General features: G+C 70.7%; 27 protein-coding genes and 1 riboswitch. Of the genes, 16 read left to right on the forward strand and 11 right to left on the reverse strand.

Annotation, left to right across the window (positions count from 1 at the left end; translation table 11 throughout):
- Window positions 1-902 precede the first annotated feature (902 nt).
- The 4 genes from ABD343_RS10340 (at window position 903) to ABD343_RS10355 (ending at window position 6,165) form a co-directional block, all read left to right on the forward strand.
- Window positions 903-2,477: an NsdA family TPR-like regulatory protein gene (locus tag ABD343_RS10340; RefSeq protein WP_344526461.1), complete on the forward strand. Its 1,575-nt coding sequence runs from the start codon at window positions 903-905 to the stop codon at window positions 2,475-2,477.
- A gap of 97 nt (window positions 2,478-2,574) precedes the next feature.
- On the forward strand, window positions 2,575-3,816 hold the full coding sequence (lhgO, locus tag ABD343_RS10345) for an L-2-hydroxyglutarate oxidase (protein WP_344526649.1): 1,242 nt from the start codon (window positions 2,575-2,577) through the stop codon (window positions 3,814-3,816).
- A 76-nt stretch (window positions 3,817-3,892) separates the two neighbouring features.
- Entirely contained in the window at window positions 3,893-4,648 is a 756-nt protein-coding gene (gene trmB, locus ABD343_RS10350) for a tRNA (guanosine(46)-N7)-methyltransferase TrmB (protein ID WP_425578149.1), read from the forward strand.
- A gap of 278 nt (window positions 4,649-4,926) precedes the next feature.
- On the forward strand, window positions 4,927-6,165 hold the full coding sequence (locus ABD343_RS10355) for a PrsW family intramembrane metalloprotease (protein ID WP_344526462.1): 1,239 nt from the start codon (window positions 4,927-4,929) through the stop codon (window positions 6,163-6,165).
- A 94-nt stretch (window positions 6,166-6,259) separates the two neighbouring features.
- On the opposite strand, the gene ABD343_RS10360 is transcribed toward ABD343_RS10355, so the two are convergent.
- Window positions 6,260-7,051: a hypothetical protein gene (locus ABD343_RS10360; RefSeq protein ID WP_344526464.1), complete on the reverse strand. Its 792-nt coding sequence runs from the start codon at window positions 7,049-7,051 to the stop codon at window positions 6,260-6,262.
- A 267-nt stretch (window positions 7,052-7,318) separates the two neighbouring features.
- Between ABD343_RS10360 and ABD343_RS10365 the strand changes: the two genes are divergently transcribed.
- Both ABD343_RS10365 and ABD343_RS10370 read left to right on the forward strand, forming a co-directional pair.
- Entirely contained in the window at window positions 7,319-8,257 is a 939-nt protein-coding gene (locus tag ABD343_RS10365) for a NaeI family type II restriction endonuclease (RefSeq protein WP_344526466.1), read from the forward strand.
- Window positions 8,257-8,736, forward strand: coding sequence for a very short patch repair endonuclease (locus ABD343_RS10370; RefSeq protein WP_344526468.1), 480 nt, complete (start codon window positions 8,257-8,259; stop codon window positions 8,734-8,736). The genes ABD343_RS10365 and ABD343_RS10370 overlap by 1 nt, the downstream gene beginning before the upstream one ends.
- Here ABD343_RS10370 and ABD343_RS10375 read toward each other — a convergent pair.
- A complete protein-coding gene (locus ABD343_RS10375; protein ID WP_344526470.1) occupies window positions 8,671-9,810 on the reverse strand; it encodes a DNA cytosine methyltransferase in 1,140 nt (379 codons plus the stop codon). The two genes, ABD343_RS10370 and ABD343_RS10375, sit on opposite strands and share 66 nt — an antisense overlap.
- A gap of 406 nt (window positions 9,811-10,216) precedes the next feature.
- Here ABD343_RS10375 and ABD343_RS10380 point away from each other — a divergent pair, with 406 nt between their 5' ends.
- The 4 genes from ABD343_RS10380 (at window position 10,217) to ABD343_RS10395 (ending at window position 12,632) form a co-directional block, all read left to right on the forward strand.
- Window positions 10,217-10,960 carry an HNH endonuclease gene (locus ABD343_RS10380; RefSeq protein WP_344526472.1) on the forward strand — a complete coding sequence of 248 codons (744 nt, stop codon included), beginning with the start codon at window positions 10,217-10,219 and terminating at the stop codon, window positions 10,958-10,960.
- A gap of 130 nt (window positions 10,961-11,090) precedes the next feature.
- Window positions 11,091-11,315 (forward strand): Scr1 family TA system antitoxin-like transcriptional regulator, encoded by a 225-nt coding sequence (locus ABD343_RS10385; protein ID WP_344526474.1) that lies wholly within the window; start codon window positions 11,091-11,093, stop codon window positions 11,313-11,315.
- A 176-nt stretch (window positions 11,316-11,491) separates the two neighbouring features.
- Window positions 11,492-12,214: a hypothetical protein gene (locus ABD343_RS10390; RefSeq protein ID WP_344526476.1), complete on the forward strand. Its 723-nt coding sequence runs from the start codon at window positions 11,492-11,494 to the stop codon at window positions 12,212-12,214.
- Complete coding sequence (locus ABD343_RS10395; protein WP_344526478.1) at window positions 12,207-12,632, forward strand: PPOX class F420-dependent oxidoreductase; 426 nt, start codon at window positions 12,207-12,209, stop codon at window positions 12,630-12,632. The genes ABD343_RS10390 and ABD343_RS10395 overlap by 8 nt, the downstream gene beginning before the upstream one ends.
- A 63-nt stretch (window positions 12,633-12,695) precedes the next feature.
- On the opposite strand, the gene ABD343_RS10400 is transcribed toward ABD343_RS10395, so the two are convergent.
- The 3 genes from ABD343_RS10400 to ABD343_RS10410 all read right to left on the reverse strand — a co-directional run bounded on the left by ABD343_RS10400 (window position 12,696) and on the right by ABD343_RS10410 (window position 16,904).
- Window positions 12,696-13,640 (reverse strand): aldo/keto reductase, encoded by a 945-nt coding sequence (locus ABD343_RS10400; protein ID WP_344526480.1) that lies wholly within the window; start codon window positions 13,638-13,640, stop codon window positions 12,696-12,698.
- A 338-nt stretch (window positions 13,641-13,978) separates the two neighbouring features.
- Window positions 13,979-15,133, reverse strand: coding sequence for a M23 family metallopeptidase (locus ABD343_RS10405; RefSeq protein WP_344526482.1), 1,155 nt, complete (start codon window positions 15,131-15,133; stop codon window positions 13,979-13,981).
- A gap of 11 nt (window positions 15,134-15,144) precedes the next feature.
- Window positions 15,145-15,306, reverse strand: a riboswitch (cyclic di-AMP (ydaO/yuaA leader).
- Between the two features lie 230 nt (window positions 15,307-15,536).
- Window positions 15,537-16,904, reverse strand: a complete 1,368-nt coding sequence (locus ABD343_RS10410) for a PP2C family protein-serine/threonine phosphatase (protein ID WP_344526484.1) — start codon at window positions 16,902-16,904, stop codon at window positions 15,537-15,539.
- Window positions 16,905-17,190: 286 nt separating this feature from the next.
- Here ABD343_RS10410 and ABD343_RS10415 point away from each other — a divergent pair, with 286 nt between their 5' ends.
- Window positions 17,191-17,883: a phosphatase PAP2 family protein gene (locus ABD343_RS10415; RefSeq protein ID WP_344526486.1), complete on the forward strand. Its 693-nt coding sequence runs from the start codon at window positions 17,191-17,193 to the stop codon at window positions 17,881-17,883.
- Between the two features lie 100 nt (window positions 17,884-17,983).
- Here ABD343_RS10415 and ABD343_RS10420 read toward each other — a convergent pair whose 3' ends face one another.
- On the reverse strand, window positions 17,984-18,463 hold the full coding sequence (locus ABD343_RS10420) for a DUF6069 family protein (RefSeq protein WP_344526488.1): 480 nt from the start codon (window positions 18,461-18,463) through the stop codon (window positions 17,984-17,986).
- Window positions 18,464-18,802: 339 nt separating this feature from the next.
- Here ABD343_RS10420 and ABD343_RS10425 point away from each other — a divergent pair, with 339 nt between their 5' ends.
- The 3 genes from ABD343_RS10425 to ABD343_RS10435 all read left to right on the forward strand — a co-directional run bounded on the left by ABD343_RS10425 (window position 18,803) and on the right by ABD343_RS10435 (window position 20,773).
- Entirely contained in the window at window positions 18,803-19,207 is a 405-nt protein-coding gene (locus ABD343_RS10425) for a VOC family protein (RefSeq protein ID WP_344526490.1), read from the forward strand.
- Window positions 19,208-19,453: 246 nt separating this feature from the next.
- Complete coding sequence (locus ABD343_RS10430) at window positions 19,454-20,410, forward strand: hypothetical protein (RefSeq protein ID WP_344526492.1); 957 nt, start codon at window positions 19,454-19,456, stop codon at window positions 20,408-20,410.
- A 12-nt stretch (window positions 20,411-20,422) separates the two neighbouring features.
- Window positions 20,423-20,773: a hypothetical protein gene (locus ABD343_RS10435; RefSeq protein ID WP_344526494.1), complete on the forward strand. Its 351-nt coding sequence runs from the start codon at window positions 20,423-20,425 to the stop codon at window positions 20,771-20,773.
- Window positions 20,774-20,815: 42 nt separating this feature from the next.
- Here the strand turns inward: ABD343_RS10435 and ABD343_RS10440 are convergent, their stop codons facing one another.
- The 3 genes from ABD343_RS10440 to ABD343_RS10450 all read right to left on the reverse strand — a co-directional run bounded on the left by ABD343_RS10440 (window position 20,816) and on the right by ABD343_RS10450 (window position 23,494).
- On the reverse strand, window positions 20,816-21,352 hold the full coding sequence (locus ABD343_RS10440; RefSeq protein WP_344526496.1) for a MarR family winged helix-turn-helix transcriptional regulator: 537 nt from the start codon (window positions 21,350-21,352) through the stop codon (window positions 20,816-20,818).
- A 111-nt stretch (window positions 21,353-21,463) separates the two neighbouring features.
- Window positions 21,464-22,891 carry an alpha/beta hydrolase gene (locus tag ABD343_RS10445; protein WP_344526497.1) on the reverse strand — a complete coding sequence of 476 codons (1,428 nt, stop codon included), beginning with the start codon at window positions 22,889-22,891 and terminating at the stop codon, window positions 21,464-21,466.
- Window positions 22,892-23,155: 264 nt separating this feature from the next.
- Window positions 23,156-23,494, reverse strand: coding sequence for a hypothetical protein (locus tag ABD343_RS10450; RefSeq protein WP_344526499.1), 339 nt, complete (start codon window positions 23,492-23,494; stop codon window positions 23,156-23,158).
- A gap of 234 nt (window positions 23,495-23,728) precedes the next feature.
- Between ABD343_RS10450 and ABD343_RS10455 the strand changes: the two genes are divergently transcribed.
- Window positions 23,729-24,022, forward strand: a complete 294-nt coding sequence (locus ABD343_RS10455; protein WP_344526501.1) for a DUF5994 family protein — start codon at window positions 23,729-23,731, stop codon at window positions 24,020-24,022.
- A gap of 48 nt (window positions 24,023-24,070) precedes the next feature.
- Here the strand turns inward: ABD343_RS10455 and ABD343_RS10460 are convergent, their stop codons facing one another.
- Window positions 24,071-24,526: a DUF5994 family protein gene (locus ABD343_RS10460; RefSeq protein ID WP_344526503.1), complete on the reverse strand. Its 456-nt coding sequence runs from the start codon at window positions 24,524-24,526 to the stop codon at window positions 24,071-24,073.
- A 303-nt stretch (window positions 24,527-24,829) separates the two neighbouring features.
- Window positions 24,830-25,189: a MerR family transcriptional regulator gene (locus ABD343_RS10465; protein WP_344526505.1), complete on the reverse strand. Its 360-nt coding sequence runs from the start codon at window positions 25,187-25,189 to the stop codon at window positions 24,830-24,832.
- A 124-nt stretch (window positions 25,190-25,313) separates the two neighbouring features.
- On the opposite strand from ABD343_RS10465, the gene ABD343_RS10470 reads away from it, so the two are divergent.
- Window positions 25,314-25,910: a DsbA family oxidoreductase gene (locus ABD343_RS10470; RefSeq protein WP_344526507.1), complete on the forward strand. Its 597-nt coding sequence runs from the start codon at window positions 25,314-25,316 to the stop codon at window positions 25,908-25,910.
- The last annotated feature ends 22 nt before the right edge of the window (window positions 25,911-25,932 follow it).

Consider the following 25,932-nt stretch of genomic DNA (forward strand, 5'->3'; position numbering starts at 1 on the left):
CCGCGTGAACGCCGCCTGAACGCCGTGCCGTTAGCGGCTATGTTGCCACGAGAGTGGCGCGCGAGAGGCGCGTAAGGGGCGCAAAGCTCACCAAAATGCGCTGGGGTTCGCACTCCCGAAGGCGCCCTCGGTGCGCCGGTCGGCGCCGGAGCGCGGGGGCGCATATACCGGGGGCGTCCGCATCCGGCACCGCACACCCGTCCGATGTGCGACCGACGTCATTCAGCCAAATATGAGGAACGGGCGCAGGGGTCGAAACGACGGCGCGGAGGAGTGCGCACACGCGCGTCGCCGAACGCGGAAGGGGCGCCCGAGCGCCGTTCCGCGCCGTTCCACGCCGGTCTCCGGGGGCGGACGGGAGCTGACGGAGGGGGCCGACAGGTGCCGACGGATGCCCTGCGGGCGCCGACGGAACCCCCTTTTTCGCGGACCGTACTCCCGGAGGGGCCGGCGGGCGAGGGCCGTGCGGCACTTGTCAGCCCGGGAGGCGGAAACGCCCCCCGGGCCGAACCGCCGCCCGCGGGGAATGAGGCGGCGGTGTCCCCCAGCCCACTGTTTCCTGAGCAGCGGGCCGACCCACGCAACATCCATGGAAGCGCTCCCGGTTCGGCCCGCACAGGCGCATGGGCGGGCGCACGGCCACACACCCGGAGCACATACCCCACAGGTTTTCGCACATGATTCCGGCCGCCGTCCGTCCGGCTCCGCGCGCTTGGCACGTGACCCCCGCACGTACACGCGTGCGCAGATAGATCCCGCCATCCGGCAGGACGCCTCTTAACGGTAGGGATCCGGCGAACTACGCTGGGTTGGCAGTGCTTCCCGTCGCGCCGCCGTGCGCTCTTCGGGAGGGGGCCCCGCGTCGGCCGCGGGGTGGTCGTCGGTGTGTGTCAGGGGTGCGCATGTCCAGGGAGTCACGCGGGCCGAATGAGAAGCTCGGCACCGTCCTCGCCCTCGCGGGAATCAGCAACGCCGGACTCGCCCGTCGTGTCAACGACCTGGGAGCGCAGCGCGGTCTGACGCTCCGGTACGACAAGACGTCGGTGGCCCGCTGGGTGTCGAAGGGGATGGTGCCGCAGGGAGCGGCCCCCCATCTGATCGCCGCTGCCATCGGCAGCAAGCTCGGCCGCCCGGTCCCGCTGCACGAGATCGGGCTCGCGGACGCCGATCCGACGCCCGAGGTCGGCCTCGCCTTCCCGCGCGACGTGAGCGCGGCGGTCAAGTCGGCCACCGATCTGTACCGGCTGGATCTTGCCGGTCGGCGCGGGGGAGGCAGTATCTGGCAGTCCCTCGCGGGCTCGTTCGCCGTGAGCGCGTACGCGACGCCGGCGTCCCGCTGGCTCATAACCCCGGCGGACAGCTCCGTCGCGCGCGACCTGGAGATGGCCACGGGCGCCGCGGGCGGTCCGAGGGGCGCCGCCGCCATCGCCGGAATCGCGAACGGGCACGGCCCGGACGCGAACGGGCACTGGGACCCGCACGGCGATCCGCACGGCGACCCGCACGGGGACGGTGGCGCGGACGGCCGCCGCGGCAAGGAGGACGAGCCGGGCTCCCCGCTGCGCGTCGGCCACAGCGACGTGTCCAAACTGCGCGAGGCCGCGGACGAGGCCCGCCGCTGGGACTCCAAGTACGGCGGAGGGGACTGGCGTTCGTCCATGGTTCCCGAGTGCCTGCGGGTGGACGCGGCGCCGCTGCTCCTCGGGGCGTACACCGACGAGGTGGGCCGCTCCCTCTTCGGCGCCACGGCCGAACTCACCCGGCTCGCCGGGTGGATGGCCTTCGACACCGGCCAGCAGGAGGCCGCCCAGCGGTATTACATCCAGGCGCTGCGCCTCGCCCGTGCCGCCGCCGACGTCCCCCTCGGCGGGTACGTGCTGGCGTCGATGTCCCTCCAGGCGACCTACCGGGGCTTCGCCGACGAGGGCGTGGACCTCGCGCAGGCCGCCCTGGAACGCAACAGAGGCCTGGCCACGGCCCGTACGATGAGCTTCTTCCAGCTCATCGAGGCCCGCGCGCACGCGAAGGCGAACGACGCGCACGCGTGCGCCGCCGCCCTCTCCGCCGCCGAGAGCTGGCTGGAGCGCTCGCGCAAGGGCGACGCCGACCCGAGCTGGCTGGACTTCTACTCCTACGACCGCCTCGCGGCCGACGCCGCCGAGTGCTACCGGGACCTGAAGGCTCCGCGCCAGGTCCGCCGGTTCACGGAGAAGGCGCTGTCGCGTCCGACGGAGGAGTTCGTCCGCTCGCACGGGCTGCGCCTGGTGGTCTCCGCCGTGGCCGAACTGGAGTCGGGGAACCTCGACGCGGCGTGCGCGGCGGGCACGCGCGCGGTGGAGGTCGCGGGCCGCATCTCCTCGGCCCGCACCACGGAGTACGTACGGGACCTGCTGCACCGCCTGGAGCCGTACGGGGACGAGCCGCGGGTGGCGGAGCTGCGCGAGCGGGCCCGGCCGCTGCTGGTGGCACCGGCGTGACCGGCACCGGGACCGTCCACCATGTCGTGGCCCCCGGGGTGACGGGGGCCGCTGACCTTTGTCAGTGGGCCGGGTCATGATGGAGCACGTGTCCACCATGCGCCAGGGAGCCGACCGTTACGACTGCGATGTGCTGGTGATCGGCGCCGGCATCGTCGGCCTGTCCACCGCCTATGCGCTCACGCGCGCCGCGCCGGGCACGCGCGTGACCGTCCTGGAGAAGGAGCCGGGCCCCGCCCGCCACCAGACGGGGCGGAACAGCGGCGTGATCCACAGCGGGATCTATTACCCGCCGGGCTCGCTCAAGGCGCGGTACGCGCTCAGCGGCTCGGCCGAGATGGTCAAGTTCTGCTCGGAGCACGGGATTCCGCACGAGGTCACGGGCAAGCTGATCGTCGCCACCGACCGCTCCGAGCTGCCCAGGCTGCACGCCCTGATCCAGCGCGGCAGACAGCACGGCCTGCCCGTACGGGAGCTGGGCCCGGCCCAGATCGCCGAGTACGAGCCGCACGTCAGAGGGCTCGCGGCGATCCATGTCGGCACCACCGGCATCTGCGACTTCACCGCGGTGGCCCGCGAGTTGGCCCGCCTGATCACGGACGCGGGGAACGAGGTGCGGTACGGGCAGGGGGCCGCCGTCGAGGCCGTCGACCGCCGCGTGGGCCGCGGCGTCGCGGTGCGCACGGCGGACGGCACGGTCCTGCGCGCCCGCGCGCTGGTCAACTGCGCGGGGCTGTACTGCGACCACGTCGCCCGCCTCGCCGGGGACGAGCCGCCGGCGCGGATCGTCCCCTTCCGCGGGGAGTTCTACGACCTGGCGGCCGACCGCCGCGACCTCGTGCGCGGCCTGGTCTATCCGGTGCCGGACCCGGCGTTCCCGTTCCTCGGCGTCCACCTCACGCGCGGCGTCGAGGGCTCGGTCCACATAGGGCCGAACGCGGTCCCGGCCCTGGCCCGCGAGGGGTACGCGTGGGGGGAGGCCAGCGCGGCCGACCTCGGCGGCCTGCTGGCGTACCCGGGAAGCTGGCGCCTCGCCCGCCGCCACTGGAGATACGGGGCGGGCGAGATGCGCCGCTCCCTCTCCCGCCGCGCCTTCACAGAAGCGGTGCGCAGGCTCCTGCCGGAGGTCACGGCCGACGACCTGACCCCCGCACCGGCGGGCGTCCGCGCCCAGGCCGTGCTGCGCGACGGCACCCTCGTGGACGACTTCCTCGTCGAGGAGGGCCCGCACACGATCCACGTGCTCAACGCCCCCTCCCCCGCCGCGACGGCCTCGCTCCCCATCGGCCGCGAGATCGCCCAGCGCGCGCTGGCGGCGGTACGGGTGAGCCGCGGCTAGCGCGTGCCGGGGCCCGGAGGCAGGCCGGAAGGAGGCCCGAGGGTCAGCTCCTGGCCCCTCGCTCGGCGCCCGTAAAATGGTGGGCATTGTGTCCGAGAAACCGACGATGTTCCCCCATGGCGCCGGGCCCGCCGCCGACCCGGCCGGTTCGCACCACGAGCGCCGTATCCGCAGCTTCCAGCCGCGCCGCAGCCGCGTCACCGCGGGACAGCGGGCCGCGCTGCAGCGGCTGTGGCCCCGCTGGGGCTTCGACATCGACGGGCTCCGGCGCCTCGACCTGGGCGAGCTGTTCGACGACCCCGAGCTGCCGGTCGTACTGGAGATCGGCTTCGGCATGGGCGAGGCCACGGCCCAGATGGCGGCGGACGACCCCGGCACCGGCATCCTCGCCGTCGACGTCCACACCCCTGGCCAGGGAAACCTCCTCCGCCTCGCGGACGAGCAGGGCCTGACGAACGTCCGCGTCGGCAACGGCGACGCGATCATCCTCCTCCGCGAGATGATCGCCCCCGCCGCGCTCTCGGGGCTGCGGGTCTACTTCCCGGACCCGTGGCCCAAGGCCCGGCACCACAAGCGGCGGCTCCTCCAGCCCGAGTTCCTCGACCTGGTGGCCCCGGCGCTGCGCGAGGGCGCGCTCGTCCACTGCGCCACGGACTGGGAGGACTACGCCGAGCAGATGCTCGACGTCCTGACCGCGCACCCCGCCTTCGAGAACACCCGGCCGGACGGCGGTTTCGCGCCACGCCCCGCGTTCCGGCCGCTCACGCGGTTCGAGGGGCAGGGCCTGGACAAGGGGCACGGCGTCCGCGACCTGCTGTTCCGCCGCCGCTGACCCGATCTCCACGGTTCGCCTCCGGGGATGTCCCCCGTACTCGTTACTGTCGTCGGGTGCACACCGAGGACAGCGGCGCCCCAGGCGCGCCCCCGCCGCCGAACGCGGTACCGATACCGGGCCCGCCCGTGCAGCAGGCATGGGCGGGTGCGAGTGCGAGCGTGGGCGCGCCTGGTGCTGTACCCGGAGCGGCGCCGGGCGCGCCCATGCCGCAGCAACTCGTCTCGCCGTCCGTGTCCGTGTCCCCGTCCCCGCCCCCGTCATCCCCATTCCCGGCGATGCCCGCGTCCCCCGCGGACTGGCATTACGCCTCCGTGCACGCACCGTCCGCCAAGGGCCCCTCCTGGTGGCACCGCCACCGCCGCACGCTGCGCGCGCTGACCCTCGTCACGCTGCTCGCGCTGTGCGGCCTCATGATCCTCGCGCTCGTACGCGAGCAGACGGGCACCCAGGGGCTGCTGGTCGGCCTCGGCCTGTCGCTGTTCCCCGTACCGCTGCTGCTGGCGGCGTTCCGCTGGCTCGACGGGGCGGAGCCGGCGCCCTGGCGTACGCACCTGTTCGCGTTCGCGTGGGGCGCGTGCGCGGCGACGCTCGTCGCGATCGTCGCGAACGGCTTCGCGACCGACTGGCTGGCCAGCTCGGTCGTGGTCGACTCACCGAGCGAGGCGGACACGCTGGGCGCGACGGTCGTGGCGCCGGTGATCGAGGAGACGACGAAGGCGGCGGCCCTGCTGCTGCTCTTCCTCTACCGGCGCCGGCATATGGACAGCGTGGTCTCGGCGACGGCCGCGGCGGGGATCACGGCGACGGGCTTCGCGTTCACCGAGAACGTCCTCTACCTCGGTACGGCGTACGGCGAGGACGAGATCCTCAACCCCGACAGCCTCCAGGACAGCGCGACGGCCGCGACGTTCTTCATCCGAATAATCCTGGCGCCCTTCGCGCACCCCCTGTTCACGGCGATGGCGGGCATAGCCTTCGGCATCGTCGCGACCCTCCCCAACCGGCGCAGGACCCTGCGCTGGGTCCTCCCCCTCGTCGGCCTCTTCACCGGCATCCTGCTGCACGCCATATGGAACGGCTCGGCGTCCTTCCCCAACCTGACCTTCATGGCCGTCTACGGCCTCTTCATGATCCCGGTGTTCGGCGCCCTGGTCTGGCTCTCGATCTGGTCGCGCCAGCACGAACTGCGGATCGTCCGCGACACGCTGCCGGCCTACGCGGCGGCGGGCTGGTTCAGCGAACCGGAACCCTGGTCCCTCTCCTCCATGCGCGCCCGCGCCCTCGCCCGCACGACGGCCCGCCGCAGCCACGGCCCCTCCGCGGCCCGCACGGTCGCGGAGTACCAGCACTACGCCACAGCCCTGGCCCTCCTCCGCGCCCGCGCCGACCACGGCGCGAAGCCCCCCGACTTCACGGCCCGCGAACAAGAACTCCTCCACCACCTCTGGCACCGCCGCCCCCTTGCCGGGCCCCCTACGACGAGCGCGGCGCTGACACTGGCGGGGCGGTACTGAGGGGACCGTACGGCAGGTCGCCGGGCCCCTCTCTGGCCCTCCTGCTCCTCTCTTGGCCACGAAGAAGTTCCCAGCTCCCCAGCTCGCACCGGAGTCAAGTCGCTGCCCGCAAGCGATCTGCAACTTCGGTGAGGTGCTCCGTGGACGGCACGTGCACATGGCCGAACTCAGTAGCGGGCCGCAGCTCGATGCATTCAAACTCCATCGGCGGGAACACGTCAGCCAGCCACAGCTCCGGACGTACCTTGCGCCCGTGCCTCTGTCCCTGCCGGAACTTTCTGTTGCTTATGAGCAGGCTCAGCACCTTGCGTCCCACCCAGGCATCTACGCGGAAGAGCGCGTCAGCGAGTGGGTGAACCCGGACATCAACGCCAAGGTGCCGCAGGGTGACAACCGTGACGACTTCCCGGAGGAAGCTGTAGTACGCGTTCCCCACCCGCCATCGCATCGCAGCCCTCGCACGGTCCTCTGGTACGCCCAAACTGGCAACCTCCCTGACCTTGGCCCGGGAGGGCCCTCCTAGCATTCGCATTCCCAGATGGTCCGTATCCGCGAACTCACGGAACTCCTGGTAGGTCGGGAGATGCCCTATGTGCTCCATGCACAAATGAAACATGTGTGTGAACGCAAAGTCAGGGTGCCAGTCAACGATGGCAGCTACCGATTCCCCGACCTCACGCCGCACTAAGCCCAGTGCATGCTCAGTCCGGCTGCACACGGACTGCACGTCGCCAGGCGACATCTCATACACCACGCTCGTGCCGTGCTCCATCACCGCCGGCACCACGTCACGGCGACGAGGATCATCCCTCCAGTCTGCAAACACCCGCTGCGTACGGTCTGAAGTGCAGAACTGCTGCAGTACATCGTGTGCCGTCGTCCTCATCTGCCTACCTCACGCTCACAGGCCAGTGATGCCGACCACGCTAATGGGTAGCGCTGACAGCCAACGCACCACGCAACAGTCCGAGTTGCTGGGGCGATGCGGCCCCCTGCGCTCCTCCGCCTACCGCTTCTGTGGCACTCTCCGGTGTACCGGTTCCACACCTGCGATTGGGCTGAGATGAGCGACAACACTCCTACCGACCCACTACCGATGGACTGGGCGGCTCCGTCAAGCATGGCCGCTTCGGCACCAGACGATCCTGAGCTGATGGCCGTGCGCGATTACCTCCTGGAACTTGACCCGTACGGCACACGCTTCGCCAAAGTGCTACGCAACACGATCGACCAGCTTCTCGACGGAGAGAACACGGGGCGGTTCGACTGGCAGGAGCTCCACAAGACTGAGAAGACTCACGCAGGCACCCTGGTGGAGATTAACCTCCAGCGGGAGTTCGGCTTCGCAGGCGGCCAGGACCTTGACTACTGTCTCGCAGGATACGAAGTCGACTGCAAGTACTCCCAGAAGCCTTACGGCTGGATGATCCCGCCTGAGGCCCTTGGCGAAATCTGCCTGGTGGTCTGGGCGGACGACTATGCAAGCCAGTGGAGCGCCGGCCTGTTCCGCGCCAACAGAGAGAAGCTCACGAAATCCGGTAAAGAGACCAAGAAAGGGAATCGGGACGGCAAGTTCAGACTGACCAAAGAACTACACACCGCTGTTCACTGGCTCTGGGAAAAGGCCCCCCTCAAGGAGAACCTGCTGCTGCAGATCGAACCCGAATCAAAGCGGACCATCCTTGAGGCCGGGTCAGACTCAAAGAGAAGTCCCGGAGCGGCGCGCGTGCGGGAACTCTTCCGGCAGGTGCAGCAGCGGAAGGTCGACCGAAATGTCATCCGAACCCTCGCACGCCAGAAGGACTACCTAAAACGCGTGCGTTACAACAGCGGAGCACGCACTTCCCTGCAGCAGGAGGGGATCATCATCCTTGGCGACCATGCGATACACCAGGGTATTTCCCGGAACCTTGGAATCCCGGTTGCGGGGAAGGGGGAATTTGTGAGCGTACGAGTTGCGAGATTGCGACCTGAGCATGGCGACAGGGCGAGGACTATCCTTGAGGATGAGTACTGGGTAGTCGCTGATGAACACGATGCCCCGGAACCAGCACCCAGAATCCCGGAACCGAAAAACAAGGCCGCCGACTAATGGAACCTGGAAATAGCCGAACGAGCCCCGCCACAGCAGACCCCGGTCTTCCCGAAGGCTCCTGGGCTTCTTCTGTCTCAAGGCGACGCAACATGCAGGCCATCAGGAGCAGAGACACCAAGCCGGAACGGCTGATCCGGCAGCTCGTCCATGCTCAGGGGCTACGCTATCGAGTGGCATCCCGGCCGCTCCCCTACCTCCGTCGCACCGCGGACATGGTCTTCCGCCCAGCCAAAGTCGCAGTCTTCATTGATGGCTGCTACTGGCACGGCTGCCCCGAGCACTACGTCCGCCCCAAAACGAACTCCGGATACTGGTCACAGAAGGTGGCCGGAAACGTGGCCCGGGACCGCGATACGGATCAACATCTAGCGGCAGCGGGCTGGACCATTCTGCGCTTCTGGGAGCACGAGTCAGCCGACACCTGCGCAGACAGGATCGGCACTGTCGTTCGAGAGCGCCGGGCCGCCCCGAGGTGACCCCTGAGCAGAAAGCTCGAAGAGGACAGCCTCCGGAACCTGATTCTGGAACGCTGCCTTCAGCGCCTCTCTGATCTGTTCGCCAACTGCCCGGGCTACAGGGGGAGGGAAGGCGTTGCCCACCTGCCGGTATGCGGCGGTCTTCTTCCCCGTGAACTTCCAGTCTTTCGGAAAGCCCTGGATAATCGCTGCCTGCCGGACTGTGAGCTTGGGCCCCCTTTCGCCGTATAGGTCACGCTCGGGATCGATCATCTGATCCGGATCGTTAGCAACGCCCATGCCGTCGATCTTCAATTGGCCCCAAGCCCGCTTAGCACGGGTAGGGCCAAGGTCGGCTCCCCCATGTTTCTTTGAGCCGCCAACAAGGGTAGGAGCGATGTCCTTCTTCGCCGCCCTGTGCCATTTCTGGTAAGCAGTCTTCCAGTCCGGATTCCCGCTATTCTTGAATCGCTCACGCATCGTACGCCACAGGGCATCACCGACCGTGACGGGCTTCTCCCCGCTAGGCGCTGGCTTCTTGAAGTGTTTTGCGTACTCGGGCCGCATAGCTACGAGAATCGCCCTCGGACGCAGTTGCGGGACACCGTAGTGATGCGCCTCCATGACGTCCCACATGCAGATTTCATAGCCCGCCCGCTTCAGTCTCCGCGTAATAGACTGACGGTAAACATGAAACCTCTCGTGGACCAGGCCCCTGACGTTCTCAATCATCACCGCTTTAGGCTGAAGCTTTTCAACCATGCTCAGCATGTCCGGGAAAAGGTCACGCTCATCATTAGGGCCCAACTGATGCCCAGCAACTGAGAACGGGGGGCACGGAACACCACCCGCTAGGAGATCGAGTTGACCACGCCTAAGCCCTAGCTCGCTCACATTGAACTTCTTGAGATCCCGCTTAAGCACATGGCAGTCTTTCCATTTCCTCTGCACATTAGCCCGGAGAGTGTTGCACGCATCTTCGTCGATCTCGATGAGCGCGAGGTGCCTGAATTCAGCCTGGTGAAGCCCAACAGCCTGCCCTCCTGCTCCAGCGCAGACCTCCACCGAAGTGAAGCGCCGGTCGGCCTTCTTCATGCACCTCTCCTCCCTTGCCTGGCCATGCCCCTCAGCTCACTGCCCATCATCACAGAGAGCGCCTGAACCACTGGAGACACCCTCACGATCGCCCCCCCGCCGTACCAGCGGGGCGGTCACCGTGCACGAAGCTCAAACACGCATAGTCTCACTTTGTTCACTTTGAGCGACATCATTTGCCGTGCGTACATCTTCCCGCTTCTGGAACATGCGTCCGTTCGGCGCAGGAGTCCCAGAATGCCACCAACTCCTCAACTTGGGGCTTGCGCCTGCCGGTTCACCGGAAGCACCTACAGGCGCACGCAGCACCTCGTGCGCCTCCTATCTCTCCCGCACTCTTTGCGCAAGACTCGGCACAGAAGACAGTGCTGCCCCCCGCCGAAGCGAACTACTGTACGATTGCCACATGCGTAGCCCCAACTGGTCCCGGGATGAGCTACTCCTCGCCTGCGCTCTCGTCGTGGCCAACGACTGGAAGGAACTGCGCGAAAACGACCCGCGTGTTCAGGACCTCTCAGACCTCCTCCGTTCGCTGCCGCTCCATGGGGAAGCCCGCCACAAGGCCCCAAATTTCCGCTCGGTGGGAAGCGTCAGCCACAAGACGACCGACTTGGCGAGCAATCACCCTGAGTACGCGGGAAGCCCGACCAAAGGCGGCAAACTCGACCACCAGGTCATCGCCGACTTCGTGGCGAGGCCGGACGAGATGCTGGAGGCTGCTTCCGCCCTGAGGAACGGCGTCGATTCCGGGGAGCTGTACCTGGTACCCGAACAGCCAGACGAGACAGACGAAGACAGTCATTCCGCGCCAGAAGGCCGTCTCCTGACCCGCTGGGCGCTCTACCGTGAACGCAGCCCAGTCCTCCGCCGGAAGAAGATCACCCAAGCACAGCGTCGCGGCCAGCCTCTGCAGTGCACCGTCTGCAGCTTCGATTTCGCACGGGTCTACGGAGGGTTGGGTGCCGGCTTCATCGAAGTCCATCATGTCCTCCCCCTTCATCAGGCCGGTCCGCGCGAGACCAGGCTCGACGACCTGGCATTCCTGTGCGCGAACTGCCATCGCATGTGCCACCGCACCCACGACGGGATGACCTGGCGGACTCCCTCAGAACTCCGGGAACTGCTGGCTTCAGCACCCGCCCACTCCTGAACGGGCCCCAGTTCACACCACACCGTTTTGCCAACGGCTCAGGACCGACGGGTTCTTCGAACGGCTGCGGGCCGATGCGCGGCGTGCCCCGCGATCCAGGTACGCCGAGTACTTCGTCGGCGTCGCCAGGATGGAGGCCGACGCCTCCACCATTGAAGCCTCCACCATTGAGGAGTGGGCTCCTCAGTTGGCCTCCGGGTTGCTTCAGACCGAGGATTACGCCCGGGCTGGGGTGCGTGCCCGTGCAGCGTTGCTCGGCGCTGCTGAGCCGCCCGAGTTCTGGGTGATCCTCGGCGAGTCGGTCCTTCGCCGGTGTGGTCCAGCGGAGGCGAAGAGTTTTGCGGTCCTGCCGTGATCCTTGAAGCGCACTCGTTCATGATGGGGGTGGCCACGCCTGATGACCTTCCCCGAAGAACCGCCGTCGTCTATGCGGAGGCGCTTCACAGTGGCCAGCCTCGTATCAGGAATCAGCAGAGAGCTTGTGTAATGGCTGCGGCCGCTGCCCGTACTCAGCGAGAGGCCCCTTGCTCTGTGCATTCCGCGTTCGACAGGAATCTCGGCCCCGTTCCCCTCCTCGATCCCCTCTCCTATCCCGGGCGGCTTCTCGATCGGGCGGCTCTGCTCGATGGGGAGCGGCTTGTCGATGTCGGGATGGGGGAGATCGATGTGCTGCTCGGGGCTCGGCGGGTGGCGCCGCTTTCCGGGCGGACGCCCGTTCTCGCCGTGGGGTCCAATGGGGCGCCCGCTCAGGTGCGGTACAAGTTTGCCGCTGCCGGGGTGTCCTGCGTGGTGCCCATGGCGCCGACCCTTGTGGAAGGCGTGAGCGTGGGGGTTTCCGCGCATGTGAGTCCTGCCGGGTATGTTGCCGCTGCGCCCGTCATGGGAGACGGGGGCTCCTCCACGCTCGTTCTCAGTTGGCTGGACGAGGCACAGCTTGCCGTCATGGACGCGAGTGAGGGCCGTAATTATCGGCGCGTGCCCGTGCCCGTGCCCGTGCCCGTGTCCGGTCTCGACGCGCAGATGTACGTGTCCGCGCACGGGCTGCTGGCTCGGGACGGCGTGCCCCGGGCCGCTCGGCCTCAAGGGGAGTTGATCTCCGAGCTGTTGGCCGGCTCCGCGGCGCTTCGGGGCCGTTTCGGGGAATCGCCCGAGAGCTGGGTGCGGGTCGCCTCTGCCGATGAGGGCGCGCGGCGGTATGCCGGTCGGGTGTTCGCCGAGGAGGGGTGGGTGCGGGAGAGTGAGCCCTATGGATGACAGCTCTCTGCTCTCCCTGCTGCCCCGGCGCCGGCTCGGCGTACTCGTGACGCTGAAGCGGGACGGGCGGCCCCAGTTGTCCAATGTCAATTACCACTACGACGCCGCGACCCGCACAGTGCGCGTTTCCGTCACCGCCTCCCGGGCCAAGACCCGGAATCTTCTCCGGGATCCCCGCGCCAGTTTCCACGTCATGTCCGAGGACGGGTGGGCCTGGACCGTCGTCGAGGGGGACGCCGAGCTGTCGGCCGTGGCCGCGGAGCCGTACGACGCCGCCGTCGAGGAACTCGTCGCGCTCTATCGGGCGATCCAGGGCGAGCACCCGGACTGGGACGAGTACCGGGCCGCGATGATCGCCGACCAGCGGCAGGTCGTACGGCTCCCCGTCGGGCGTGTTTACGGGCAGGCCCCCCGGTAAGCCCCCCCCGGGTAGGTCCCTGGTTCCCCGTCCCCCTACGCCGGTCCCCGGTCCCCGGTCCCCCTACGCCGACGCCCTTGTCAGGCGCTCCTGTTCCTCCTCCGTCAGCTCCAGGTCCCCCAGGGCCAGCAGCGGTCCGAGCTGGTCCACGGTGCGGGCGCTCGCGAGGGGGGCCGTGACCGTGGGGCGGGCGGCGAGCCAGGCCAGGGCGACCGTCGCCGGGCTCGCGTTCCGCTCGTCGGCGACGGCGAGCAGTTCGCGCAGGACGCGGCGGCCCCGTTCCGTCTCCAGGTGCCGGGCGGCGCCGCCGCTGCGCGCGCTGTCCGGGACCGGCTGGTCCGGGCGGTACTTGCCCGTCAGGAAGCCCGCGGCCAGCGCGTAGTACGGGATCACCGCGAGCTCCGCCTCCGCCGCGAGGGCCGACAGCTCGCCCTCGTACGTGTCGCGGGAGACGAGGTTGTAGTGGGGCTGGAGGGCGACGTAGCGGGCCAGGCCCTCGCGGTCGCTGGCGGCGAGCGAGGCCCGCAGGCGCTCGGGGGAGATGTTGGAGGCGGCGATCTCACGGATCTTGCCCGCGCGGACCAGCTCGTCGAGGGTGCCCATGATGTCCTCGACGGGGACGGACTCGTCGTCGAAGTGGGTGTAGAAGAGGTCGATGTAGTCCGTGCGGAGGCGGGCCAGGGAGGCGTCGACCGCCGCGCGCAGCGTGTCCGGGGCCAGGCCCTTGAAGCGCGGGTGGCCGCCGGCCTTGGTGGCGAGGACGACGCGGTCGCGGTTGCCGCGCGCGGCGAGCCAGTCGCCGAGGACGGTCTCGGACTCGCCGCCCTGGAGTCCTTCGACCCAGGAGGCGTACGTGTCCGCGGTGTCGAGGAAGTTGCCGCCCGCCTCGGTGTAGGCGTCGAGGACGGCGAAGGACGTGGGGGCGTCGGCCGTCCATCCGAAGACGTTGCCGCCGAGGCAGAGGGAGGAGACCGAGAGCTGTCCGACCTTGTGCGTACGCAGTGGCATGAGGCGACCGTAGCGCGCGTGAGGGCATGCGGTCATGGACGACGGTCCTGGCGTCGGGGGGTGGTCCGCCAGGACCGCCGGGTCTGTGAGGCCCCGCCGTCGCCGCCCCGTCCCCTCCTGACGTGCTGAGGCGGGAGCGCGGGTACGTACGCGTACGTGCGTTCGCGTGTACGTGCGTGCGTGCGGCGTGCCTCGGCGGTGCGGGGCGACGACGCGGGGTGTGGGTGTGGGGGGTGGGTCCTGCGTGACAGGAGAGACCTGAGGGCCTGTGAGACCCGGGGTCCGTGAGACCCGGGGTCTGTGAGACCCGAGGGTCCGTGAGACCTGAGGGCCTCCCGTCAGACGTTCATGCCCTTCTCGCGCATCCACGGCAGCGGCGCGACCGGGTCGCCTCCGCCGGGCCTGACCTCGACGTGGAGGTGGGGGCCCGAGGAGTTGCCGGTGGAGCCGACGCGGCCGACGACGTCGCCGGTGCCGACCTTCTCGCCGGCCGACTTGGTCATCGAGGAGAGGTGGCAGTACCAGATCTCGGTGCCGTCCTCCAGCTCCAGCACGATGCGGTAGCCGTACGAGCCTGCCCAGCCCGCTTCCTTGATCGTGCCGGAGTGGATCGCCTTGACGGGGGTGCCGTTGGGGGCGGCGAAGTCCTGGCCGGTGTGGTCGCTCTGCCACATGCCGCCCGCCTGGCCGAAACCGGCGCTGAGCTGGTAGTTGGAGACCGGGACGACGTACTGGCGGGCGAGCTTGGCGCGGCGCTCGGCCTCGGCCTTCCGCTTCTTCTCCTCGGCGATCTTGCGCTTGCGCTCCGCCTCGGCCTTCTTCTGCTTGGCCTCTTCGGCGTCCGCCTTCTTCTTCGCCTCGGCCGCGGCCTTCTGGGCGGCCTCGGTGGCGGCCTTCTCGCGGGCCTCGTCCTCGGTGTTGTGCTTCTGCTGCTCGGCCTGCGCGAGGATCCGGGCGCGGAGCGCCTCGCCCGCGTCGGTGGTGCCCTCGGCGGCCTCTTCCTGCGTCAGCCCGGCCTGGGTGAGCGGCTGTTCGGCGGCGGCGCCGGCCAGCTCGTCCGCGTCGCCGGAGGCGGAGTCGTCGGATATGAGGTCGCCGACGCCCGGGAGGTCCTCGGCCTCGGGGAGGTGCTCGCCCAGGTTCGCGACGGAGCCCAGGTCGGGCATGGAGATGGCCGCCGGGTCCTTGTCCTTGGCGGTGGCCATGCCGCCCGCGCCCACCGCGGCGATCATGCCGACGCCGAGGACGGCGCCGCTGCGGGCCATGCCGCCGCTGCGCTGCTTGCCGACGCGGTGACGGCCGCGGACCGGGCGGATGGACTCCTCGGTGGGGTTCCACTCCTCCCAGGTCTCCTCGCCCCCGGCGCCGGGGGCGGCGTCGTAGGGGCCGTACGCGTCATAGGGGCCGTACGCGTCGTACGGCGCCGACCCGTCGTCGTCGTGGAACGGGTCGTACGCGACCTCGGGGGCATGCCTCTGCGACCTGGACGCCACGGGGGGCGTTCTCCTTTCCTTCCTCTCGCCTACCGGGTTAGCTGACGGGTTCGGAGCAGGAAGGTCTCCTACGGGACGGCGCGAACCGGCCCGATTCACCCCATCCTCCGGGTCTGGGCTGACACGAAGGGGTGGTTCCCCGGTTCCCGAGGTGCGTGCGGTGCCCGACGAGTTGTCGCTCGTGGTGTCGCACGCGCGGGATTCGGCGACGGCGCACGGTGCCGTCTCTCGTGACGACAGTGACGACCGCGCTGCGTTATCGGACGTTAATAGAAGCGCGCCCGTGATTCCAAGCCGTTCCCGTTAATTCGTAGTCACCATGGCCAGCACTTTCCGGGGCAGGTGGGGCCAATTGGGGCGCGTGGTCACCGGAGTTGAGGCGGAGAATCGCGGAGCGTAACCGCTAACAGGTGCGTGACGCGGCCTGCGACGCCGCCCGCCCCGGCCGTTCCGGGCGGCCCACGGCGAGCAGCGCCATGTCGTCGGACGTCCCGCCGCCCGTGTGCGCCTCGACGTCCCGTACGAGCATGTCGAGCACCGCGTCGGGGTCCTCGAACGGGCAGCCGGACAGCCGTTGTACGGGGTCGTAGAACTCGCCGTCCTCGTCGCGCGCCTCGGAGAGTCCGTCGGTGTAGAGGAGGAGCTGCGCGCCCGCGGGGAACGCGAACTCGTCGGCGCGGTCCGGCCAGACCCCCAGCTCCGTCACGCCCAGCGGCAGCGCGGGGACGCGGGGGTCGAGCGAGCGGACGGTGCCGTGGTCGAGCAGGAGCGGCGGCGGATGGCCCCGGTTGATGAGCCGCAGGACGCGGGTCGCCGCGCCCTCGGCGACCGGGGGCAGCTCGGCGAGGACGGCGGTGGTGAAGCCCTCGAACTGCTGGATGCCGAGCCGCCGCTGCCCCTCGCGCTCCAGCGAACGGTCGAGCCGCGCGGCGACCCCCGCCAGCGTCGGCTCCTCCTCGGCCGCCTCGCGGAACGCGCCGATCACGATGACGACCGCGGAGACCGCGCCGAGCCCCTTGCCCCGGACGTCGCCGACGATGAGCCGTACGCCGTGCGGCGTGTGCTGTACGGCGTAGAAGTCCCCGCCGATGCTGGCGTCGGTCTGCGCGGCCTTGTAGCGCGCGGCGACGATGAGCCCGCCGACCCGCGAGGGCGGCGCGGGCAGCACGGCGAGCTGCGCGGCCTCGGCGACGATACGGGCGCTGGCGAGCTGCTCGTCGTTGCGGCGGATCAGATAGCTGATGCCGACGGCGAGGAGCGAGACGGCGACGACGGCGAGCGCGGGCAGCTCGCGCTCGAAGCCCTCCACGTCGTGGTCGAAGAACGCCGCGAGCAGGCTGATCGTCGTGCACGAGACGATTCCGGTGATCACCGTGGCGCGCATCGTCTGGAGCGCGGCGGCGGCGATGGGCGCGGCGGCGAAGAGCGCCGAGATCGTCAGGCCGGGGCGGAGGATCTCGATCACCGTCCCGAGCACGATGAAGGCCGCGGGCAGCACGCGGGCGTAGCGGCGCAGCGTGCGGTGGTACGGGCCCCCGTCCCGGTCCCGGCCCCGGTCCCGGTCCCGGCCCCGGTCCCGGCCACCCTCGTGCCCGTCGTTCGCCGTGCGGTGCCTGTCCCCGGCGGCGGGCCGGTCCCTGTCGGTGTCGGGCGCGGCGGGCCGCGTCCAGCCCTCGGGGTCGGACCGGTCATCGCGCCGGCGTCCGGTCCGGCACTCGCGCTGGTACTCAGGGCTGTACTCATCGTCCGGTTGGTCGCTCTTCTCCTGCACTGTCCTAATTTGACGTCTGAGCGGCCCGACGGCCACTCGGCCCCGCCCCCGCGCGCCGCGCCCCGCTTGCACCCTGCTTGCGCTTCCGCTCGCTTCCCGTATGCGCCCCGCCCGCGTCCCCGTACGCGCACCGAATGCGCCCTCCGGGTGTCGTGACGCCTCCGTTCCGGTACAGGCGCGCAGGGGACGGCGTGGCGCCGCGACGGGCGTGGAAACGCTCCCGTCACCTCACCGCCCCTCTCACCTCACCCCGTCCCTCCGTCGTCCGGTCTGGAGTGGTTCCGCGATGTCCCGTTCGGCCGTGCCGCTGGTGGTGGCCACGCTGCTGGTCTCGCTGATCGCGTTCGCCGTCTGCGCGGGGCTGGTGCTGGAGCGGGAGACGGGGTTCGTCGACGAGCCGGTGCTGAACGGGGCGGTCGAGCACCGTGCCGCCGCGCTCGACGGGCCGATGAAGGTCGTCACGCACGCCTCGAAGTACCCGCTCCTCTTCGTCACCGTCCTGGGCGCCCTGCTGGTCTCCTGGCGCGAGCGGGCCTGGCGCCCGCTGCTGCTGGTCGGCGGTACGGGCGCGCTCTCCGTCGCCCTCGCGACGCTGGCCAAGGAGACGACGGACCGCCACCGCCCCCCGTCGGCGCTCTGGGCGATCCCCGAGGAGGGCTTCTGCTTCCCCTCCCGGCACACGGTGATCGCCACGGCCGTGCTGCTGATCCTGGCGTACGTCATCGGCGAGCGTGTCGCCTCACGGGCCGTACGCGCCGCGCTGTGGGGCGGGGCCCTGGCGTGCTCGGTCCTGGTGGGCGCCAGCCGCGTCTATCTGGGGGTGCACTGGGCGACCGACGCCCTCGCGGGCCTCGCGCTGGGTGCGTCGATCGCGACGGCGGTGATGACGGCGGACGCGCTCGTCACCGGAACGGCCCACTCCGCCCCGCCGGAAACCTCACACGACATCCCGTCCGAGGTTCGGCCCGGCGCTCCGTAGGGCCGCGCGCGGCCCGGCGCCGTCGCGTACGGGTACGTACGGGTACGTACAGCACGTACGAGCGCGTACGGGCCCGCCTGCCGTCTCGCGCGGCGGTGCGTCACGCGCGGCGGTGCGCCAGGCGGCGTGCCAGCGGCGGCACGATCACCGCGGCGGCGACCAGGTGGGACAGGGCCAGGACGAGCTGCGTGGACACGGCGGTGTGCACGGTGAACGCGAGCGGCTCGACCAGCGACAGCGCGGTCAACACGCCGGTGACGATCACGAACGTACGGGCGGGGCGCTTGGCCCAGCGGGCGAGCGCCATGGCGAGGACGACCCCGGCCACCGAGGACAGCACCACGGCCATCGCGAAGCCGCCGACGGGGATGGCCGCGGCCTCCCGCGCGCCGCCGGTGGCCGCGGCCATCGGCACGCCCAGCCCCCGGGCGGCCAGCGTGAACACCTCGGTGACCGCCGCACCGGCGGCGGTGGCCAGCGTGCCGACGAGCCACACGGGGCGCGTGGCCCACGGACGGCGCGTGCCCGCGGCGGAACGGACGAGGCCCGGACGGCTCTGTGCGGCGGTGGTGACGCTCATGATGACGGCTCCTGTGGGTCGGCTGTGCCGCGTCGGCGGCTTCCCGCGCTCCGGCGGCTTCTCACAGGTACAGACCCGCGGGCCGCGCGGAACTCATCGCCGCCGGGCCGCATTTGGCCCGCGTGGCGGTCGGACGGACGGCGGTCGGACGGACGGCGGTCGGGCGGACGGCGGTCGGGCGGACCACGGTCGGCCCAGGCGAAGCCCCCCGAGGCCGCGGTCGGCCCAGGCGAAGCCCCCCGAGGCCGCGGTCGGCCCAGGCGAAGCCCCCCCGGGGCCGCGGTCGGCCCAGGCGAAGCCTCCCGGGCCGCGGTCGCCCCGGCTACAGTCGGCCGGACCATGACCGACCTTCTCGGAATCAATCATCTGACCCTGTCCACGACCGACCTCGACCGACTCGTGGCGTACTACACGGAGTTGCTGGGCGCGAGGCTCGCGTTCGAGCGCGCGGCGACGTCGTCCGATCCGCGGATCGCGGTCCTCGACGTCGGCGGCGACGACCACCTCATGGCCGTCGAGACGGCAGCCGCGCCCGCGACCGGACTCGACCCGCTGCGCCGCGCGGGGTGGGGGCTGCGCGTGGCGACGTACGACCGGCTGCGCGAGGTGCGCGAGCGGCTCCTGGGCGCCGGGTGGCCCGCCGGGGAGATCGAGACCCTGCCCACGCAGTGGACGCTGACGGCACGCGACCCCGACGGCCGCCCGCTGGACATCCGGGCCCACCGTCCCCGCCCCGCGCTCTAGGCGACCGCGATAGCGGTTTTGGCGTACTGATCCACTGCAAGTGCCGTAGTTGCCGGACGATTAGCGCCGGAGGCCATTTGTCGGCCGTTGACGGCCCCTGCGGCGCGGTGTAAATCCCCTTTCATTGCAACCGGCACAGCGGAGTGATCCACCATTCCCCGGCCCTGCGGGCAGGGGGGACATCCGACCGGGGGCAAAGGAGTTCCCCGGTAATCCGCTGCCGCGAATCAGAGGGGGGACGCACGTATGCTCCGCATCACGGCCGACATCTTTTCCGGCCGCCCCGACCCGGTCTCCCACATCACCGACGAGAATGAAGTACGGGCGCTGCTCCGCGAGGTGGAGAGCAATCGCAATCTGTTCGTCGCCGACGCACCCGCCGAAGGCATGCTCGGCGCCCGCGGATTCTGGATCGAACCGCTCAACGACGAGTTCGGGGCGGAATTCGGCACCGAGCCGAGGATGTATCTCCCGGTCGGCGCGCTGGCCCGCGGCGGCCGTGCGGCCGAGATCGGCGAGCGGCTCGTCACCCTGATGGAGCGGGGCGACCCGGCCGTCGCCGGCGAGGCGGCGCAGCCGCTGGACGCCCCGCTCCGCTACTACCTGGTCGAGCAGCTCGCCGCCTCCGCACGGCTCACCGTCTCGGACCGGAACGCCCCGGCGGCGGAAGCCGCGGCGGAGGCCGAGGCCGAGGAAGGCACCGAGGAGGCGACGGAGGACGCCACCGCGGCCGTCACCTGCACCATCGAACTCGGCGCGTTCAACCCGGCGTTCTGGAACAACGACTCGACCGTCCGGCTGAACAACAACTGCTACAACTACGCGAGCAACTGGAGGACGAATACGTTCGCCCAGCCGGGGCGCGGTTGCGGCAGCATGTACAAGGCCATCACGGCCGCCGAGGTGAGCCGCGCGGCACTGTGCGACGGAATGCACCGCAGGTTCGACTGCTTCCCCGACACCGAAAAGCCGCGCTACCTGGTGGCGCTGGTCATCGCCCCCGGCCCCGGCTTCGTCGACTTCCACTGGTTCCGCAAGCAGAAGGAGGGATTCTGGGGCCACAAGCCCGGCGGCACGGCCGCCCGCAACACGGACAACAGCAACAACGTCATCTACAACCCGGAAACGGCAAATCGCGGCCCGTACACGATATTTGCCGGATACTTCTACGGGTGCAATTCCCAGCGGCAGAGGATCAGGTAGCGGTCACAGCCCATGGACATCGAGATCGATCTCTACAGCGGGCGGCGGAACCCCGTGTTCGGCCTCGCGCCGGAAGCCGGCGAGGAACTGATGCGCCGGATCTCCGCCCTGCCCGCCGCGCCGCCCGGATCCGCCCCGCCCCAGGGGCTCGGCTACCGGGGCCTGCGGATCACCGGAGGCCCCGCGGACGGCGTGGAGGAGATCGTGGTGTCCGGCGGCGTGGTCGCCGTCCGTGACCGCGACGGCGGGCAGCGGGTGCTCCAGGACGCCGGACGCGCCCTGGAGCGCTCCCTCGCCGCCCACGCCGCCGCGCACCTGTCACCGGCCGAACTGTCCCTCCTGCGCCAGGAGCTGGAGGGCTGACCCGACCGGGCCGCCCCTCGCTGGTCCGCGAGGGGCGTTCCCTCAGCGGGGCGTGCCGGCGGGGGTGTCGCCGTGGGTCTCCAGCACCGTGGCGAGGGTGGCGGCGAGGTGGCGGCGGTCGTCGGCGCCGAGGGCGCGCAGGAGGCGGGCCTCGTTGGCCAGGTGGAGGGGGAGGACACGGTCGATCGTCTCCAGCCCGTGCGGGGTCAGGCGGATCTTGACCGAGCGGCGGTCGACGGCGTCGGGCACGCGCGTGACCAGGTCCTTGGCCGCCATACGGTCCACCCGCAGCGTGATCGCCCCGGTGGTGACCAGCGAGGCCTTGAGGAAGGTCTTCGCGGTCAGCTCGTAGGGCTCGCCGGAGCGCCGGAGCGTGGAGAGGATGTCGAACTCGCCCGGCTCCAGGTCGTGTTCCGCGAGGAAGTCCTTGATCTCCTTGTCCCACAGCCGGGACAGCCGCATGATCCGGCCGACCACGCCGATCGGCGCGAAGTCGAGGTCGGGGCACTCCCGGCGCCACTGCTCCAGCACCGCCTCCACCGCGTCCCGCGCGGGTGCCGCGTCCGGCACGTCCACCATGTGTCCTCCAGCAACAGACAGATGAGCGCTCGTTCAGTCGACGGCACTCACGCACTACACATTTAGCTTAGCACTCACTTAAATGCCTCTCACCTAAAGAACCGGGGCGCCTCAGCGGGAAGGGCGCGGGAAGCGGGCCGGGGTGAAGTGGGTGAAGGCGGGCGGGACGGCCTTCTTCTCGAACGTGCCGAGGTCCAGCACCTGCTGGAGCCGCGGCTCGTAGCGGCTCACGGACCGGTTCAGCGTCCGCGGGTCCGTGCTGGGCCAGCGGCCGGTGTCGCCCTTGGCCAGCAGGGTCTTGAGCGCGGTGATCTCGTCGGCCGCGCTGAACGCGCAGTGCGAGCCGCGGTCGACGTACATCTGCCGGAGGTTGTCCGGGTCGCCATGGCGGCGGACCTGACCGGCGTACCATCCGGCCTGGTCGGAGACCGCGCCGCCGTCCTGGGCGTTGTGGAGCGTCACCACCGGTCCCGGGGCCGTTCCGCACGCGATGGTGTACCGGTTCATGTAGTCGACGGCCTTCGCGTCGGGGGCGATCCGCTCGCCCGCGTTCAGCTTCGCCAGGTCGGCGGAGAGCCCGGCACCGGCGGCCCCGGCCTCCGCGTACGCCTTGCGGACCAGGTCCTTCTGCGCCGAACCGGCCACCTGGCGGCGGTAGTCGACACCCGCGTTCGTCGAGGGGTTGCCGCCCGCCCGGCGCTCCAGGTCGAGCCGGGCGAGCGGGCCGGTGCCCGCGATATACGCGTTGCGCAGCCACTTCGCCTGCGCGCGCACGCGGTCCGCGGTCTTCTCCGGCCGCGCCTCGTGCGCGGAGTACCAGCCGGGGACGTTGCCCAGCGAGCCCGCCAGCGCGAGGCGGGCCCGGCCGCGCTTGCTCTTGAGCGCCTTGTCGACGGCGGTCTCCAGCACCTTCACGGAGCGTTCGGCGTCGCGCGGGCGTACGAGGTCGATGTCCTGGTCGGCCTCGGGGACGAGCAGCGTCCGGAGCGCGTACGTCATGTCCAGGGTGGTGTTCCAGGTGCCGTTACCGTCGTACTCCGCGCACATCGCCAGCACGCCGTCGAACCGTTCCGGATACCGCTCGCCCAGCAGCGTGGCGACGGTCCCGCCCATGGACTGGCCCGTGCTGATGGTGCGCCCGGGCCGCCCGACATGCTCGGCGAACCAGTCCCGCAGCGCGAGCTGATCGGTCAGCGCGTCCTCGACCGCGTAGCCGTACGTGCCCTTGTAGCCGGACGCCGCCAGCGCGAACCCCTTGTCCAGCAGGGCCTTCTCGGCCTCCTCGCTGTTGGTGAGGGCGATCTTCTCCGGCGACCAGCCCGCCGGGTAGTAGCCGTGGCTGAACTGCAGCAGCGTCCCGTTCCAGTCCTCGGGGACCTCCACACGGTACTTCGCGCCGTCGATCTCCCCGGTGTACGACCGCCGCTCACCGGCGCCGTCCCCCGCCGCCCCGGCGGCCACCGAGGCGCCGCCGGTCCCGACGATCGAGCCCGCCGCCAGCGCGGCACTCACGACGACGCCCCCCAGTCGCTTCCCCATCACAAGCCCTCCCCTTCGTCCGTACGTGCCCGTCCGTACGCGAGAACAGACCACGCCCCCGCGGCGAACTCATCGGCTGCGGCGAGGTGACCCGCGCCCAGGTCACCGGCGCGGCCGACGGGACGGCGGCCAGTCGGGCGGGTGGAGCGGATCACGGCGGACCCGGAGCGCGGCACATTCACCGTCAGCGCGCGGATGTTCGCCCATCCCCCGGACCAGCGCGTCCTGTCCGGCCTCCTCCAGCAGGCCCTGACCGCCGTACTGCTAGAGACGGAGCAGGCGCTGTGTGATCTCCCGGTACCGCCTCATCGCGAGCCGGAATTCCTCGGACTCCGCCGAGGGGTCCTGCCAGCCGTCGCGGAGGGCCCGTCGCCGTTCCGCGAGGGCGTCCGCGAGCAGGGTGCCGACGTCGTCGAGGGCGGCCTCGGCTTCCGCCAGGGCCTCGCGGGGGTCGTCGGCCAGAGCGTTGAGGGCGTGCCCGAGGCGCAGCGATACCCGGTCGCGTCCGTCCGGCGGGAGCAGCGAATCCGGGCCCGGGCTGCGGCGTTCACCACGATCCGAGGGCCGGTCCGGGGGCTGCTGGGCGCGTGCCTGGTCGTACATGGTCGCCTGCCGCTTCTGTCGCGATGACGATCACCGCGGAGAACGTGCCGGTGATCCTGTCCTTCAACGTCCGCGTCGTGTCTGGCGAGGCGGGACGGCGCAGTGCCTCACGGGGTGCTCCGATGCACCGATGCACCGATGCACCAGTGCTCCGGTGTTCCGGTGCTCCGCAGGGGCGTGTTCCCGGCGGGCTCCCCTCGTGCGGTGACGCCAGTCAACGTTCGCCGAGGGAATGTGTCAACGCGCTTCCGCCCGTCGGTTCGCTCTCCGCTCGCCGGGCTGCCGCGCGCGTGGGGCCACATCACCAGCGTGATGGTCAACGGGGCGGCGTGGTCCGCGGCTCCCGGCCACGTTCTCGTCGGCGACCGGATCGTGCGGCTCGGCAGGACGCTGGCGGCCTCCGCCCCGAACACGGTCATCCTCCTCTCACCGGGCCGCGGGCGCTGGGACCTGCTGGTCGTCCCTCCGGACACGGCCGAGGAGCCCGCGGAACGCCTCATGGCGGCAGCGGCCGACTGTCACGTCTGAGGCCGCTGTCACGTCTGAGGCCACTCGCGCGGCCCTGCCGAGCGCCCCTCACCGAAGACGGCGTGCGGCGCGCGCCGCGCCGTGAGGCGGGCGGACCGGCGGCTCGGACACGCCGTCATGGCGGGCCTGTTCCGCCGCCATGAGCGCGGTCGCCGTCATCGGCGAGCCGGCGCGCACGCTCGCGGCGGCCAGCAGCCGGGTCGCCGAGGGGACAGCGGTCTCCGGGGGGATCACGAGGAGATCCCAGCGGCCCGCCGTATAGGACAGCAGCAGGACCCTGTGCGGATCCCGCTCCGAGTCGAACCAGCCGACCTTCACCACATGACCGTTGACGAAGAGCCTGCGCGGGATGACCGGCCAGCCGCGCCGGTCGACGGCGATACGGGTGATCCGCCCCCACAGCGGATCCAGCACGTCCGCGAGAGCGGACAGTTCGCTCGTCAGATCGCGTGTACGCGGCCACCAGGCGCCGTCCAGTTCACCGGGGATCCGGGACGGGCTCACGGGCTTCAGCGCGAGGCGGGCGGTAGGAGCCCTGAAGGGCACAGCCCCTGGCGGAGGAGGATGATCGGTGATCGCGGACACTGCGCGAACCTGTCTCCGGGCTCCCGCGCGAGGGCAGTCGCCCGGTGTCGTCCCTCACCGGGAACGACACCGGCATCGGGGCCGGTGTGCGAAATGCTCCCGATGGCGTCACCGTACTCCCCTCAAGGGCCGGACGGACCGCTCGCGGCCGACGGCTCGCTTCCGTCGGGCCGCGAGCAACGCGGCCGGGGGGCGCCCGCCGCGCTCACAGTGCCGGTCGCCTCAGGGGGTGGCGCCGGGAAGGGCCGTTTCGCGGCGGAGGGCCTGGAGGGTTTCGCGCTCGCGCTCGATGTCGCGCTGCTTCGCCGCGAGCCGCTCGGCCTGCTCGGCGAACAGCCGCTCCATCTCGCCGTTGCGCTCCTCGACCGGAGCGTCCAGGCAGGGCAGCACCTGGTCGATGGTGCCGCTGCCCAGGCCCGCCGCGAACAGGTGCTGGATCATCACCACGCGGTCCACCATCGACGGGTCGAAGTCCCGCCATCCGCCCGCAGTGCGCTCGGAGCGGATCAGACCGTGCTCCTCGTAGTACCGGAGCGAGCGGCTGCTCACGCCGGTCGCCTCCGCCAACTCGCCTATCCGCATGGCTCCTCCTGGCCGCCGCCCGCCGGGGGACCGGCGCCGTCGGCGTTGCACCTGACACCGGTGTGAAGACCGAAGGTACAGGCACGGCGCACACAGGGTGCGCCGGAGGAAGCCGGAGGCGAACATGGCGGCAAAGATCCATATCTGGTCCGACTACGTCTGCCCGTTCTGCCTGATCGCCGACGAGCTGATCGAACGGGCGGTGACGGACCTCCCGGACGTCGAAGTGGTGCACCACCCCCACGAGCTGCGTCCTCGCCCCACGCCCACCCTGCGCCCGGAGGACCCGTATCTGCCCGAGATCTGGAACCGTGCCGTCTACCCGATGGCCCGGCACCACCGGATCCCGATGCGGCTCCCCAGCGTCTCCCCGCAGCCCTACACCGAACTCGCCTTCCGGGGCGCCCAGTACGCCCAGGACCACGGCCGTGGGCACGCCTACCACCAGCGCCTCATGGCGGCCTTCTTCCGGGAGGACCTCGACATCGGGGACCGGGCGGTCCTGGCACGCCTGGCCGAGGAGGCCGGCCTGGACCCGGCCGGCTACACCCGGGCCCTGGACGACGAGTGGTACGCCGAGCGGCACCGGGAGGCCCTGGCCGAGTCGGCACGGCAGAAGATCACCGTCGTACCGACCCTCGTGATCGGCGACCGGCGCATCGAAGGCGTGGCCACCGAAGGGGTCATCCGACGCGCCCTGGAAGACGTGGCCGTGTCGTGAGTGAACCCACCCGTGCTCCAGG

The organism is Streptomyces albiaxialis (genome assembly GCF_039530985.1).
In the GTDB taxonomy this organism is placed as follows: Bacteria; Actinomycetota; Actinomycetes; order Streptomycetales; family Streptomycetaceae; genus Streptomyces; species Streptomyces albiaxialis.

Coding starts and splice junctions, on each gene's coding strand:
- ABD343_RS10385 (WP_344526474.1), top strand. CDS start 11,091: ATGGAGGCCGACGCCTCCACCATTGAAGCCTCCACCATTGAGGAGTGG.
- ABD343_RS10445 (WP_344526497.1), bottom strand. CDS start 22,891: ATGGGGAAGCGACTGGGGGGCGTCGTCGTGAGTGCCGCGCTGGCGGCG.
- ABD343_RS10430 (WP_344526492.1), top strand. CDS start 19,454: ATGCTCCGCATCACGGCCGACATCTTTTCCGGCCGCCCCGACCCGGTC.
- ABD343_RS10470 (WP_344526507.1), top strand. CDS start 25,314: ATGGCGGCAAAGATCCATATCTGGTCCGACTACGTCTGCCCGTTCTGC.
- ABD343_RS10435 (WP_344526494.1), top strand. CDS start 20,423: ATGGACATCGAGATCGATCTCTACAGCGGGCGGCGGAACCCCGTGTTC.
- ABD343_RS10360 (WP_344526464.1), bottom strand. CDS start 7,051: ATGAGGACGACGGCACACGATGTACTGCAGCAGTTCTGCACTTCAGAC.
- ABD343_RS10370 (WP_344526468.1), top strand. CDS start 8,257: ATGGAACCTGGAAATAGCCGAACGAGCCCCGCCACAGCAGACCCCGGT.
- lhgO (WP_344526649.1), top strand. CDS start 2,575: ATGCGCCAGGGAGCCGACCGTTACGACTGCGATGTGCTGGTGATCGGC.
- ABD343_RS10420 (WP_344526488.1), bottom strand. CDS start 18,463: ATGAGCGTCACCACCGCCGCACAGAGCCGTCCGGGCCTCGTCCGTTCC.
- ABD343_RS10440 (WP_344526496.1), bottom strand. CDS start 21,352: ATGGTGGACGTGCCGGACGCGGCACCCGCGCGGGACGCGGTGGAGGCG.
- ABD343_RS10400 (WP_344526480.1), bottom strand. CDS start 13,640: ATGCCACTGCGTACGCACAAGGTCGGACAGCTCTCGGTCTCCTCCCTC.
- ABD343_RS10340 (WP_344526461.1), top strand. CDS start 903: ATGTCCAGGGAGTCACGCGGGCCGAATGAGAAGCTCGGCACCGTCCTC.
- ABD343_RS10375 (WP_344526470.1), bottom strand. CDS start 9,810: ATGAAGAAGGCCGACCGGCGCTTCACTTCGGTGGAGGTCTGCGCTGGA.
- ABD343_RS10425 (WP_344526490.1), top strand. CDS start 18,803: ATGACCGACCTTCTCGGAATCAATCATCTGACCCTGTCCACGACCGAC.
- ABD343_RS10395 (WP_344526478.1), top strand. CDS start 12,207: ATGGATGACAGCTCTCTGCTCTCCCTGCTGCCCCGGCGCCGGCTCGGC.
- ABD343_RS10365 (WP_344526466.1), top strand. CDS start 7,319: ATGGCCGTGCGCGATTACCTCCTGGAACTTGACCCGTACGGCACACGC.
- ABD343_RS10465 (WP_344526505.1), bottom strand. CDS start 25,189: ATGCGGATAGGCGAGTTGGCGGAGGCGACCGGCGTGAGCAGCCGCTCG.
- ABD343_RS10380 (WP_344526472.1), top strand. CDS start 10,217: ATGCGTAGCCCCAACTGGTCCCGGGATGAGCTACTCCTCGCCTGCGCT.
- ABD343_RS10450 (WP_344526499.1), bottom strand. CDS start 23,494: ATGTACGACCAGGCACGCGCCCAGCAGCCCCCGGACCGGCCCTCGGAT.
- ABD343_RS10355 (WP_344526462.1), top strand. CDS start 4,927: ATGCCCGCGTCCCCCGCGGACTGGCATTACGCCTCCGTGCACGCACCG.
- ABD343_RS10415 (WP_344526486.1), top strand. CDS start 17,191: ATGTCCCGTTCGGCCGTGCCGCTGGTGGTGGCCACGCTGCTGGTCTCG.
- trmB (WP_425578149.1), top strand. CDS start 3,893: ATGGTGGGCATTGTGTCCGAGAAACCGACGATGTTCCCCCATGGCGCC.